This is a genomic window from Afipia felis ATCC 53690, from assembly GCF_000314735.2.
GTDB classification, from domain to species: Bacteria; Pseudomonadota; Alphaproteobacteria; order Rhizobiales; family Xanthobacteraceae; genus Afipia; species Afipia felis.
Genome location: NZ_KB375270.1, coordinates 2,270,782 through 2,283,566, shown reverse-complemented (window position 1 = coordinate 2,283,566; position 12,785 = coordinate 2,270,782). Strand labels below are relative to the sequence as shown.

Below are 12,785 nucleotides of genomic sequence, written 5' to 3'. Positions count from 1 at the left end.
CACCCCGTTCACCGCACCACCTCGCGATGCTCGTCGTCGATCCGGCGCGTTCTGCCGCGCCCGTCCAGATACTCCAGCAGTGGGATTGCCACACGGCGGCTGGTGCCCAAAGCCTGTCGGGCCTGACTGGTGGTGAACGGTTGCGGCAGTTGCGCCAGCGCTTGTATCGCGAGATCCGGCGCGGACGGCAGCAGCACCACGCCTCCTTGAAGGCGGAACACCCGCCGGGCGCGCTCGGCTGCGGCCAATTCGCGGACTCCCAAGCCGAGGGCAACCAGATCACCCGCCAATGGTGCGAGAAAAGGATCGGCGAGCAGCCGTGCCTCCAACTTGGCGACCCCGGCCTCGGCGCGGCCAAGATCGGCACGAGCCCGCGGCAGGCGAACGTAGCCATTGTGCTGCTCAAGTCCGGCATCCGCGATGAGTTGATCGATGAAATGCGCTGCCGATGTACCAAGGGCCTCGCGTACAGCTCCTTGGGAGACGCCGGGCGTGAGTTGGTCCCGCTGGTCGTCCTTCTCCACCAAGGCTCGCAGCCGCTGTCGCCACTCGTCATAGGAGGGAAGGTGCACCCACCAGCCGTTTAGCTCACGGACTTCGGGTGGTGGTATGGCATCGTTGTCCAATAGATTGATGTGGCGCAGATAGCTCACTTCCACGGCGCCCCGGCTGGCCACCTTGGCTAGCACGTCACCCTCTGGTGGCATGATGGCTAGCGCCGCCCCGCGCCGCGTACCATCCCCGCGGCGCACCAGTTGCGGCGGATCCGGGTCCAGCACACCGACGCCTCCAAGCACGATGCGACTTGCCGGATCGCGCAGCAGCAGCCGATCGCCCACAATCAGCGGCAGCGGCCAGTCAACAGTGACCCGGGCATGCTCGGCATCGAAGCTGCGCAGCCGCGCCGGCACGGCTGCCGTTCCGATATGCACGGTGAGTTGTGCGGGCACTTCGTTGAGCGCGACGCCCCCGATGCGGCGCACATCCATCGCTGTAGACATGAACCAAGCGCACGGCGCGATCAGTGCCTGGCCGCGACTGACATCACCCGCGGCCACACCGCGCAAGTTGACGGCAGCCCGGTTCATGGGGCGGATGGCATCGGCAGACGCGTCCCGTGATTCCAAAGCGCGGATGGCGACCTCACGCGGCTCCCGTCCTTGGCCAACCACCACAAGCCCGTCATCCTTGGTCAGCGTACCGGCAACGAGGGTGCCGGTTACAACCGTGCCTGCACCTGAGACGCTGAACGAACGGTCGATCCACATCCGGAGCCGGCCGTCGGCGTCGGGCGCGGGCGCTTTCGCCAGGACGTCGTCGAGAGTCTCCTTCAGTTGGTCTAATCCTGTGTTCTGCATGGCCGACACGGCAACCGCCGGCGCGTCATGTAAGCCGGTGTGCGCAAGCTCGCTGCGGGCACGCTCGATAGTTGCCGCCACGAGATCTGGCGCGCGATCTGCTTTGGTCACCACGATCAGCCCGTAGCGAATGCCGAGTGCTGCGATAGCATCGCGATGGTCGCTCGACTGTGCCGACCATCCCTCGTCAGCAGCCACCACGAAACACACCACCGGCACGGTCGCCAGGCCAGCGAGAGCGTTGCGGATGAATCGCCCGTGACCGGGCACGTCCACGAAGGCGACCTCTCGGCCGGAGGGCAAAGTGGTCCAGGCGAACCCGAGATCGATGGTGAGCCCGCGCCGGCGTTCTTCCTCCCAGCGGTCCGGCTCCATCCCGGTCAGCGCACGGACCAAGGTGCTCTTGCCGTGGTCGACGTGACCGGCCGTTGCGACGACGTGTGTTGTCATTATCGCTTCTCACGCGGGCCGTAGACCGTAGCGGGGTTGCAGCGATTGGCGGAGGCGGACAGGAATCGAACCTGCCAGACCGAGATACTCGGTCTCACCGGTTTTGAAGACCGGGAGGACCACCAGGAACCCAGACACCTCCGAGCGCTCTCACATTGAACACTCATCTCGCCGAGCGCTTTCCTTTAAAGGCATATGCCTGACTGATGCACAAGTGCGCATAGGGCAGCACGCGGCACCATCCATCTGCTTACGCTTAGGCTGAAGCCATTCCGCAACTGATAAGCTTTTAGGGAAAAGATCGCCGGTTCGCAAATATCTGCTCTTGGCGCAAAGAGGCCCGTAGTCCCATGGAGACATTATTGATGTCGCGGGGATCAACCTTCGTTTCAACCATTAGCGCGTCGTGGTCCGGAACGACCAGCGGAACTGTTTTGATATGAGTTTGGAGCCGGGCGGTCCTGCGCGTTTTCTCAGAGGGGTGCACCCTTCGTGGCGCATCAACAGCTTTATGGCCAGTAATGAATGTCCCGTTGCGCTGATCTATGGCGGGTTGCACGTGGGCCTTAAATTTTTTGGTCTTGGAAATGTGCATCGTTTGCAGTAAGCGCCGGACAGTGCCGAGCGCATTGTGCATCTGCGGCGAAGCTTAGTAAATTACGTTACAGTTACAGAGGAGACGCTCAATGCAAGTAACTTTGATGAAAGGCAAGATTCACCGTGCGCAGGTTACCGAGGCGGACTTGCATTATGAGGGATCGATTTCGATTGACCGCAATCTAATCGAGGCTGCTGGATTCCTCGTCAATGAGAGAGTTGATATTTACAATATCGATACTGGCGCCAGATTTTCCACTTATGTAATTGAGGCTCCTGCCGGTTCGGGAGTCATCGGTCTTAATGGAGCTGCTGCGCGTTTGGCGTTGGCTGGAGACAAGGTCATTATCGTTGCCTACGCCAATTTCGATAGTGATGAAGCTCGCACATTTAAGCCTTCAGTTGTCCTCGTTGACGAAAAGAATCGACGAGTCTAACTCTACTTGCGGCCAGCGGCTGCACCTAGCGACGGTTTTTGACCCGGAGCTGACATGACGTCGTAGCCTGAAAAATTCGATATTTTCAGGCGTCGTGACTTGTCCTCAAGCCAAGATATGAAAGAGGCGAGCTACCGAACGCGCGCTTGAACATGATGCTGAAAGCAGCAGGGTTCTCGTAGCCGAGGTCCATTGCAACGCCCGTGACGGATTCTCCTGCGGCTAATCGAGGCAATGCGCTGATGAGGAGAGCTTGTTGTCGCCATTCGACGAAACTCTGACCGGTTTCCCGCCGAAAAAAACGAGTGAACGCACGGCGGCTCATTCCCAAGGTACTCGCCCAATCATCTATTGTTTCATGAACGTCTGGCTGCTGGACGTACCGGCGGCATTGTTCTGCAAGCGGACCATTGGCCGGGTACTGCAAAGATAGCGGCAGTACCGGTAGCCGTTGCATCTCGTGCTGCATGAGCTCCATCAATGCGCCGCCCCGGCCATGGATGTCGTATTCAACTGGGAGACCCAATGCCTCGGTCATGAGGCTTCGCATGAACGGCGAGATAACGACCACTTCGCAGTGCTCCGGCATACCGGGCACCGCACCCGGTTCGACATACAAGCTCTGCATACTGACTGCGCCAACCGTGCGCACATTATGGATCGTAGCGGGCGGAATCCACATTCCACGTTGTGGGGGCATAACCCATGTGCCTTCAGGCGTTGTCAGGACAACCACGCCGGATGCGCCGGAAATTAGTTGGCCGCGGCGATGCTTGTGAGGCTCGATGATGTGGTCGGCGGGGTAGTCGCGACCAAATGCAATGATCGGCCTTCTGACATGGTCGACCATATCGATATGCAATCGCTGCATCTGGCCCACTCTCGTAATAAATAGGCCCAACATTGGTGGTGGGGGCCTCGAGGCTTTCTTACTGTGCAGCGAAGTCAAACGCAAGATTTGCACAGCTCAAGGACTATCGCGGTGTCCGATCAAGCTATCGCCCTCAACGTCCGAGAGAACAAAACCAACTTTTCGGTATTGTGGGCAGCGAGTTTTTGCCACTTGCTGAATGATATGCTGCAAGCGCTTTTGCCTGCCGTGTATCCAATCCTTCAGGGCGGATTTAACCTGACCTTTGCCCAGGTCGGCTTTCTGACCTTCTGCTATCAGCTGGCAGCATCGATCTTCCAACCGTTCATCGGGCACTACACGGACCGACGGCCAATGCCATATTCGCTGCCTGCCGGAATGGCGGTGTCGATGGCAGGTTTGCTCACTCTCGCGTTTGCGCCAAACTACGGGACTCTATTGATCGGCGGCACGCTGCTGGGATTGGGTTCGTCAATCTTCCATCCTGAGTCGTCACGCATTGCACGCCTCGCCTCAGGAGGTTCGCACGGACTGGCGCAGTCGCTGTTTCAGGTTGGAGGTAACTTTGGCTCAGCACTGGGGCCCTTGGCGGCGGCCTTCATTGTTTTGCCTCGAGGTCAAAGCGGCCTGGCTTGGTTTGCGCTGGCGGCACTTGCCGGTCTGATTATTCTGACTGGGCTTGGTCATTGGTATCAGAGCAATGGCCACGCAACTCGCCCGCCAGCTAAAACAGCCGATCGGCATCCGACACTGTCGCCCGGGAAAGTGTCGACGGCGATGGCTGTTCTCATCGCGCTGCTGTTCTCGAAATACATCTACCTAGCGAGCTTCACGAGCTATTACACATTTTATCTGATGGAGAGATTTGAGGTTTCGACGAAGACCGCGCAAATTCTTCAGTTCGTGTTTTTCGCTGCCGTTGCTGCTGGGACGATCGCAGGTGGTCCTATAGGCGACAAGCTAGGCAGAAAACTTGTGATCTGGGTTTCGATCTTAGGCGTGTTGCCATTCTCTCTGGTGCTGCCGCATGTCGGTATAGAGGGCACCGTCGTATTGAGCGTGGTGGTCGGATTTGTACTTGCATCCGCTTTTCCTGCGATCGTTGTCTATGGACAGGAGCTAATGCCTGGTCGGGTCGGGATGGTGTCGGGGTTGTTCTTCGGGTTCATCTTTGGCATCGGCGGTATAGGTGCGGCACTGCTCGGAATGCTGGCGGACTGGAAGGGCATCACGTTCGTGTTCTTGATGTGCTCATTCCTGCCGGCGATTGGCATTCTCACCGCTTTTCTCCCGGACCTGCGCAGAGCGAAATAAGCTGGCGGATGCGCAACTTCCCTATCGTTATTTGCTTTGGGCCGAAATGTCGGACAAGCCTTCATCTCCGTAGGAGCGGGCTCTATCCATGGCGTATAGGCCAAAACTAATTATGGCGATCAGTAAGAGCGCTGAGCCAAAAACAGTGACTTTGTCCTTTTCACTCATTCAATTCTCCACCCGTTGTCCTGCGTGGATGCCGATGCGTTGATCGAACGGAAGTCGTTTCCAGCCCGCCGAGACTGAGTGGATCACACTTAGCTGAAAATTAGCGGCATGTAATGTCACGTTAAAAGCTGTGCTTGTGTCCTCAAAACCGCAGTTTGTACCAACTAACGTGGAAATCGTTTCGATTTCTCACAGTAGGTTTCTTGTAGTCGATTGAAAAGATTAAAAATAAAGCGGCGTCCAGTTTTTCTTTGACAGTGCTGCGGTGCGGGAACAAATTTGTGCTGCGGCCATGACAATCTCATGCAATCTAATATGTATCGTTACACGAGTTATTCCTCTGGCATTTGGCATCCCATAGCGTCTCTGCCGATCCGCTAATCCAAGCGGAAGACAGGGGACCAATATGAGGAAACAGCTTCTGGCAGGGACGGCTTGTGCAACACTATGCGTCATTGCATTCCAGACGAGCACACATGCTGCGACGCTCGACGATGTGATGAAGCGTCTTGATAAACTTGAACGCGAAAACGCAGATCTGCGGGCAAAGATCAATCACAAGACCGTCGTGCAGAGAGACAAGAGCGGCAAGCCAATTGTCGAAAGCAGCGTGGTCACCCATGCCAAGCCAGCGCCTTCGCCAGGGCCTGTGGCCCAGCGGACGATATTCGGGATGCCGGTGAAGGCCGGCGCTTTTGGACCTCTCGTCGACAATACGACGGTTCAGCTCTATGGCCACTTTGATCTTTCGGGCGATCTGCTGAACTCAACCGTTTACGATCAGGGAACGAAGCTCGCGATCGGCAGCAATCTTTCATATTTCGGCTTCAGGGTACGGCACAATCTTTCTCCATATGGGTACGACGGATGGGCAGTGGTTGCCCAGATGGAAGCTCAAATAGACGTTGCAGCGGCTCCAAACGAACGTGCTGCTTTGGGAAGTCGTGATTCCTATGTTGGGTTGGAGGGGCCGTGGGGTGCAATCAAGGCGGGTAAAACCCAAACGCCATACAAGCTGGCGACCTCTGCAATGGATCCGTTCTCCGGCACCCTCGGCGACTATAATTCTATCATGGGTAACACTGGTGGCGACAATCGTGCGGAATTCGATTGGCGCATGAATCACTCAGTCTGGTACGAATCTCCGATCTGGAATGGTTTCCAGATGAGTGCGCTGTTCTCGCCGGGGCAGAACTACGCGAAAGACAATAGCGATTTTTCCTACGGTGATTATAGCCAGTGTAATGGTGCTTCAACGCGAGGCAGTGGAAGCAACTTTCCAACGATCGCTTTGGGAGACAGGGGTTGTAACGACGGTTCGTTTGGAAACGCTTATAGTGCGGCTCTGAAGTACAAGAATGGTGGGTTTACCGCGATCGCGGCCTATGAGCTCCACGAGAATACGAATCGGCAAGGCGACGATAATACAGGTGTCGCAAATGCAGGCGCCCCGCCGATTGTCTTGCCGGATGGCTCTATCGTTTCTACAGGCATTCACAATGAATGGGCTGCAAAGGTCGGTGGCGGTTATCGCTTTAATACCGGGCCCGGCGACCTTCAGTTGAACGCCGTATATGAATGGATTCGTCGCGATGTCACGCCTGCTCAACAGCCCTTTAACGAGCGGTCGAAGGACGACGTTTTCGTAAGTGCAACACAGTACTTTGGAAAATGGGCAATCAGCGGTTCGTACACGCACGCCTTTAAGACACCTGGAAATCCTGCGCTGCTGAGCGTGAACGTTGCAGGTCTCGCGGATACGCCCTCGGTCCAGGCAAATCTCTATAGCGATGCCGCCAATCAATATGCAATCGGCGCCCGCTACCGATTTAACAATTGGGCAAGCTGGTATGTTGTCGCCAGTGAGCTGACGCAAGGGAAGGGTGGCCATTATTGCTTGGGACCAAGCGGCCACGCTTATGCGCTTTGCGGTCGTGACGCGAACAATAACGTTATTGGAGGGGCAACGCTAAAGGCTGCCACGACAGGCCTAACGTTCGACTTCTAAGCCCGTGGAAGGCGGGCTGATGCCCTGGCCCGCCTTCTTTTTCGCTCGTCGCCCCAGAAGATAAGCGGCTCCCTGGAGGACATGGACAATGTATATGACACCACCGCCAGCGTACGTCCTGCAGGTGAGCGCGGATGAAGTAGATGCTCCAGCTGACCCCATACCGATCAAGATCGATATCTCGAAAGAGATACCTCAATCAGCCAATGTCGTGACCTTGCGTGTGACGCTGGAGCCGGGTGATGCTTCCGCAATAATATATGCGCCCGGTGATGAGAATCGCGGAACTGTTTTCAAAGGCCGGAGTTCGATCGACGATGTACGAGTTGATGGCCCCATCCTGTACATCAAGCTTTACGGAGCTGTGAAATATAACATTCAGTACATCAACTATCGCGAGCCGTGATGCGGCGATATTCAGGCTGGGGCGTTGATAGGGAGAAGGGCGATGATATCACGCAGGTTAGCCGTATTGTCGGCAGCGCTTCTCGCGGTCGGCCTAGTGTCGAACGCGCACGCAAACTCCCGGCACAAGCACCGCCACTATTATCCTGCCGTCGGATCAATTTTGCCTCAATACAACGCCTTTGGTGGTCGCCTCGTCCATCATCCGGCTTTAAACATTGCGTGCGACGACGTGGATAAGGCCTATAGAGCAATACCGTGTAACCAACCTGTCTGGGTATACGGCAGCCCATGTGAAATCGATTTAGGTCTGGGCGCTTCCCGTCCGTGCGACGAGAGGCGCTTCTTCTTGAATAACGCTACTCGATAAATGACATGGTCATAAAGAGTGTCAGCCAGGATACTTTTACCTTGGCTCTCGCGCGTCATCGATCCGGAGAGTTGAGAGAGGCGGAAATACTGTACCGCCAGGTGTTGCGCGAAAGGCCGGACGATTACCGGGTTCATCATCTCCTCGGAGGGGTGCTGCATGCACTAGGCCGACCTGAATCCCTTAAGTCAATCGATCGTGCTATAGAACTCTCGCCTCGGCTGGCGACGTTATATCAAGACAGAGGGGTCATTCTTGTCGCGCTAAGAAGAATGGAGGAGGCGTGCGATAGTTTTGCTCATGCGGTTGAGCTGGAGCCAGAAAAACTGGAGGCTAGATCGCAATATGCTCAGGCGCTCGACCTGACGGGACAGCATGCGAAAGCCATTGTTCAGCTTAGACAGATTATCAAACGATCGCCGCGCGAGATGGGGCCGCAGCTCAATCTGGCCTTGCTTCTAAAGCAGATTGGCGACCTGACGGAAGCGGTCCAGCTATTCAAGGGGATCTTGTCGAAATCTCCGCATCAGTTCGAATGCCATTATAATCTCGCGGAGATATATGCGCGCCAGGACGAGAATCTCCTAGCATTCGACCATTTCGATAAAGCAGCAAAACTTAGACCAAAAGACGCGGGCCTCAGAAACGGCATTGGAAATTTGCTGCGCGCGCTGAAGCGGCCGGCCGAAGCTATTGCTCAATACGACGAGGCCATTCGACTCGATCCAGCCTCTCACATACCCTGTTATAATCAAGGTCTCGCATTTCGCAGCATAGGAAAATTTGGAGAAGCCCGAAAAAGCTTTGACGAAGCGTGGCGAAAGAATCCGAAGTTCTTGGAGGCCAAGCTCGCGTCGTGCATGGCAAGCTTGCGACCTATTTACGAAAGCGTCGAAGACGCTAATTCGTGTCGTATTGAGTATGCGAAGGGCCTGACAGATTTGGCCCGGCGTTTCAGGGAGCTAGACTATCCTATCTCACTGGCCGAAGCGATCGGTTCGCATCAGCCATTCTATCTGCCTTATCAGCAGTGCGTCGATAAATCGCTACAAGCAAGCTACGGTGAGATTGCAGTTCAGGCGATGGCTCGCAGATATGGCGCTGCATCGCCTCGTCCTCGAAAGCAGCTATCCCCTCCGATACGGGTCGGCTTTGTCAGCGGCTTCTTTCGCGAACATTCCAATTGGCGGCTGCCTATTAAGGGATGGATTAGCCAGCTGGATGCAGCCCGTTATGAAATCTACGGCTACTATACCGGCGATGAGTCTGACGAAGAAACAGCGCGCGCCTCCGAGATGTGTTTCAAATTCGTTCGAGGGTCCAAATCGCTGGACGAATGGCGGCAGCTGATTCTAGCGGATCGCCTGGATGTGCTTATCTACCCGGAAATCGGCATGGACAGGTTTGCCGGTCAGTTGGCGTTGCAGAGGCTTGCGCCTGTGCAGTGTTGTTCGTGGGGGCACCCCGTTACAAGCGGGTTTGGAACGATTGATTTTTTTCTAAGCAGCGATTTGATGGAGCCCACCGGCGCTCAGGAGCATTACACTGAAACACTCGTGCGTCTTCCGAATCTTTCGGTGTTTTGCGAAAGGCCATCTCCAATCTCGACTGCGGCGCGGCGAGAAGATTACAATATCAGAGCGGATTCGATTGCTTTTTGGTGCTGCCAATCGCTGCCAAAGTATACGCCAGTGTATGACGATATTTTTCCGCGCATCGCCGCGCAGCTTCCAAATTGTCAGTTTGCGTTCATCGAATTTCCGGACAGCCCATATTTGACCGAGTTTTTTTTAAAGCGGCTGGAGGTGGTATTTTCTCGCTATGGCTTAGAGGCATCGAACCATTGTGTAATGCTCCCACGGCTACCAGCCCCTGAGTTCAGGGCAGCCATGGGATTATTCGATGTGATGTTGGACAGCATCGGCTGGTCAGGCTGCAACTCGACCTTTGATGCTATGGCGCATAATTTACCTATCGTCACAATCGCCGGCGAGTTTATGCGTGGCCGGCATACGTCTGCGATATTCAATATGATGAATATGAGCGATGTTGTTGCTGCTGATGTCTCGCATTATGTCGCAAGCGCCATAATGCTCGGCCAAAGCAAATCGGCGCGCTCTGAATTTTCCGCGCGTATAGCGCTCAACAAACATCTCCTCTACGAGGACAAGGCCTGTATTCGAGGTCTCGAAGAATTCCTTTTGAAGGTCACGAAAACTGCGGCCGCGAGAGTTTAATTGTTCCAGAGAGTCTCCCCGCGCTGCAAGCGTGAACGAATGTCGTGCTGGAATGCAGGTGGACCAAAGGCATACCATTCCTCGTCGATCTTGAAGATCAGTAGTCTTTTTTGCTCGGCATAAAAATGCTGGAGCCAGGCAAGCGCCTTTTCTTTGATTGCGGCACCAGCTGGCACCGCAACATCGACAGGCATTCCGTGCCACGCGAAACTTGCGACAAGCAGAATCGCCTTGCTTTTGTCGGGCCTCATCCAGTCAGGCAGCGGACTGTGATGAGCCAACCATCCGCATATGAATCTTCGACATGGGTCGTCGGGCCGCTCATCGTAGATGGCGCAGCCACTCTTTGTGCAGAAGGGGCACTTCTTGCCCGGATGGACATGATGTCCTCGAATTTCGATCTTGAGCCACCCCTCGCAGCAAGCAGCGCAATCGCCACACTTACGTGTCGTGGAAAAGTCGGCAGCTGCCAGCTGGATTTCGGGTCTCTGCGAGGCCACAAATTACCCAATCTGAAATCAAGTTGACTGCGGAATGAAGACAGTAGCGGACGCGCCCGGACCACCGATGTTATTCGATATCTCGAGGCCGAAGCCGTTACGGTCGGCAATTTTACGGGCTATGGCCAAGCCTAGGCCAGTCCCTTCGATATCAGCGGGAGCAGCTCTATAAAACCGATCATATAACCGCGGAAGCGCGGTAACGGGGATACCAATCCCGTAATCTCTGACTTCTACAAGAATATCGGGCCCGTTCCTGCGGAGGATCACGATCACTCGGCCGCCAGCAACGGAATATCGAACCGCATTGTCAATCAGGTTTGTAAACAGAAAGCGGATTTCTGTATCTGCTATTTCTGTTGACGCCGACTCGTCGATTTCCATTTCAAGATCTATATTCCGCGCCGAAGCCATGCGGACAAAATCGGACACGACCGTTATCAGGGTTTCTCTTAAGTCTATCGTTTGTGACCCAGGCGCTCCATCATCCAAACGGGCCATGCGCATCAGTTGCCGAATCATCGCGGTGGCTCGTTGAATGCCAGCCTTTAACTCACCGAGCGCCGCATCCTTGGCGTCGGCGGACGGCTGATTGTGGAAATTGTCGATCTGAATCTGCAGAGCTGCAAGGGGGGTCCTGAGTTCGTGAGCGGCGTCTGAAAGAAATTGCTTTTGTTGCTCCGCGGCTGCTTTGTGTCTCGCGATGAGCTCATTCATTGCGCTGATGAGAGGCGTTATTTCATGCGGCATCCCGCTGGCAAGAACCGGCTCTTTGGCCTCCAATCCGCGCTCGGCGAGCTCATTTGCGAATCGGGAGAAGCGAGCGAGAAGCGCGTTGACTCCCAGGATGATCGCAATCCACGCAATCGGCAGCGCTGCGAGAATTGGAACAGCTGCAGCGAGCGCGGTATGGTTCGCGATCTCCGTCCGAGCGCTCCACCTCTGCGCGGCTTGAGTCGTATGCTTACCATCATTAGCCGTATAAACGCGCCACGATTTTCCCTTGAATGTCAAATCGTGAAATCCAGAAGCCGGCTGTTGCGGCAAACGCATTGCCATGGGATTTTCGTGGATTAAGGCGCCATTGTCGTCCCACACCTGTACCGAGATGCGATTTTCGTCCTCCATATGGGATATGAGCTGATGTATTCCGGTATAGAGTCCGCTTCCCGCGTTTAAAGCGATTTGCTGTAATTCGTTATCGAGTAACTTATTGATCTCGATCACGGCCAGCGCGCGCGATGCCAGAACAGCGGCGACGGAAATTGCGATTAGAAGCAACGTCACCCATAGCATCGCGATATTTCTGAGCGAAATCATCGGGTGTCTTTAAGGACCATCCAGCCTGCGCCACGTATATTGCGTATGATTTCCTTGTCGAACCGCTTTCGAATGGAATGTATGAGTACGTCGACGGCGTTACTTTCTACTTCTTCGCCCCAGCCGTAGATCTGTTGCTCGATCTGGGAGCGTGAAAAGATCCTCCCGGGTCTCTGCATAAGAACGCGCATGAGCGCAAACTCCCGGGAAGACAAAAGCCGTCTGATGTTCTTGTACTCTAGTTCCAGTGTTGCAAGATCCAGCGTAATGTCGCCACTTATGAGGAGCGATCTTGTTTGGCCATGCTGTCTCCGTTCGATCGCCCTCATGCGAGCCAGTAATTCTCTAAGCTCAAAAGGCTTGATGAGGTAGTCATCCGCTCCAAGGTCGAGCCCCTTGATGCGATCGTCGATATCGTCTCGAGCTGTAATTATGAGGATCGGGACTGACTGGAGAGCGGATCGGGTCTCCCGTATCAACTCAAAGCCGGATACCTCGGGAATTCCAAGGTCCAGCAGAACGAGTGAATGGTCGCCCTGCTTTAAGGCTGTTCTGCCGTCACGTCCGGTTTTTACCCAGTCCACGCTTATGCCTTGATCGTCCAGCCCACGCTGAAGACCCTGGCCGATCATAGGATCGTCTTCGATAAGTAAAACTCGCATTGAAGTACGGAGGCTTGGCTGAGGAAGTATCGCCACCCGATTAGTGCATTCTAAGGCCAGTCTGCAAAGCTCATTTTTAGCTAATTTT

At 55.2% G+C, this 12,785-nt stretch carries 11 protein-coding genes and 1 tRNA gene; 5 read left to right on the top strand and 7 right to left on the bottom strand.

The window, feature by feature from the left end; genetic code table 11:
• Positions 1-8 precede the first annotated feature (8 nt).
• Both selB and HMPREF9697_RS10795 read right to left on the bottom strand, forming a co-directional pair.
• Entirely contained in the window at positions 9-1,808 is a 1,800-nt protein-coding gene (gene selB / locus HMPREF9697_RS10800) for a selenocysteine-specific translation elongation factor (RefSeq protein ID WP_002717248.1), read from the bottom strand.
• A gap of 46 nt (positions 1,809-1,854) precedes the next feature.
• Positions 1,855-1,950: transfer RNA gene (locus tag HMPREF9697_RS10795), tRNA-Sec, on the bottom strand.
• A gap of 544 nt (positions 1,951-2,494) precedes the next feature.
• Between HMPREF9697_RS10795 and panD the strand changes: the two genes are divergently transcribed.
• Positions 2,495-2,842 carry an aspartate 1-decarboxylase gene (panD, locus tag HMPREF9697_RS10785; protein ID WP_002717247.1) on the top strand — a complete coding sequence of 116 codons (348 nt, stop codon included), beginning with the start codon at positions 2,495-2,497 and terminating at the stop codon, positions 2,840-2,842.
• An 85-nt stretch (positions 2,843-2,927) separates the two neighbouring features.
• Here the strand turns inward: panD and HMPREF9697_RS10780 are convergent, their stop codons facing one another.
• The gene (locus tag HMPREF9697_RS10780) at positions 2,928-3,713 is read right to left on the bottom strand and encodes an AraC family transcriptional regulator (RefSeq protein ID WP_002717246.1); all 786 of its coding nucleotides are present in this window, start codon (positions 3,711-3,713) and stop codon (positions 2,928-2,930) included.
• Positions 3,714-3,824: 111 nt separating this feature from the next.
• Here HMPREF9697_RS10780 and HMPREF9697_RS10775 point away from each other — a divergent pair, with 111 nt between their 5' ends.
• Complete coding sequence (locus HMPREF9697_RS10775) at positions 3,825-5,027, top strand: MFS transporter (RefSeq protein WP_002717245.1); 1,203 nt, start codon at positions 3,825-3,827, stop codon at positions 5,025-5,027.
• A gap of 27 nt (positions 5,028-5,054) precedes the next feature.
• On the opposite strand, the gene HMPREF9697_RS20920 is transcribed toward HMPREF9697_RS10775, so the two are convergent.
• Entirely contained in the window at positions 5,055-5,195 is a 141-nt protein-coding gene (locus HMPREF9697_RS20920) for a hypothetical protein (protein ID WP_002717244.1), read from the bottom strand.
• 406 nt (positions 5,196-5,601) lie between these two features.
• On the opposite strand from HMPREF9697_RS20920, the gene HMPREF9697_RS20130 reads away from it, so the two are divergent.
• From HMPREF9697_RS20130 to HMPREF9697_RS10760, 3 genes are all read left to right on the top strand, one after another.
• Positions 5,602-7,203 carry a porin gene (locus HMPREF9697_RS20130; protein ID WP_002717243.1) on the top strand — a complete coding sequence of 534 codons (1,602 nt, stop codon included), beginning with the start codon at positions 5,602-5,604 and terminating at the stop codon, positions 7,201-7,203.
• Positions 7,204-7,291: 88 nt separating this feature from the next.
• Positions 7,292-7,609 (top strand): hypothetical protein, encoded by a 318-nt coding sequence (locus tag HMPREF9697_RS10765; RefSeq protein WP_002717242.1) that lies wholly within the window; start codon positions 7,292-7,294, stop codon positions 7,607-7,609.
• 410 nt (positions 7,610-8,019) lie between these two features.
• Positions 8,020-10,215, top strand: a complete 2,196-nt coding sequence (locus HMPREF9697_RS10760) for a tetratricopeptide repeat protein (RefSeq protein WP_169333032.1) — start codon at positions 8,020-8,022, stop codon at positions 10,213-10,215.
• Here the strand turns inward: HMPREF9697_RS10760 and HMPREF9697_RS20125 are convergent.
• The 3 genes from HMPREF9697_RS20125 to HMPREF9697_RS10745 all read right to left on the bottom strand — a co-directional run bounded on the left by HMPREF9697_RS20125 (position 10,212) and on the right by HMPREF9697_RS10745 (position 12,697).
• Positions 10,212-10,409 (bottom strand): hypothetical protein, encoded by a 198-nt coding sequence (locus HMPREF9697_RS20125; protein ID WP_147293891.1) that lies wholly within the window; start codon positions 10,407-10,409, stop codon positions 10,212-10,214. The two genes, HMPREF9697_RS10760 and HMPREF9697_RS20125, sit on opposite strands and share 4 nt — an antisense overlap.
• A 324-nt stretch (positions 10,410-10,733) precedes the next feature.
• Positions 10,734-12,035: an ATP-binding protein gene (locus HMPREF9697_RS10750; RefSeq protein WP_002717238.1), complete on the bottom strand. Its 1,302-nt coding sequence runs from the start codon at positions 12,033-12,035 to the stop codon at positions 10,734-10,736.
• Positions 12,032-12,697 (bottom strand): response regulator, encoded by a 666-nt coding sequence (locus HMPREF9697_RS10745; protein ID WP_040307906.1) that lies wholly within the window; start codon positions 12,695-12,697, stop codon positions 12,032-12,034. Before HMPREF9697_RS10745 ends, HMPREF9697_RS10750 begins: the two co-directional genes overlap by 4 nt.
• Positions 12,698-12,785 lie beyond the last annotated feature (88 nt).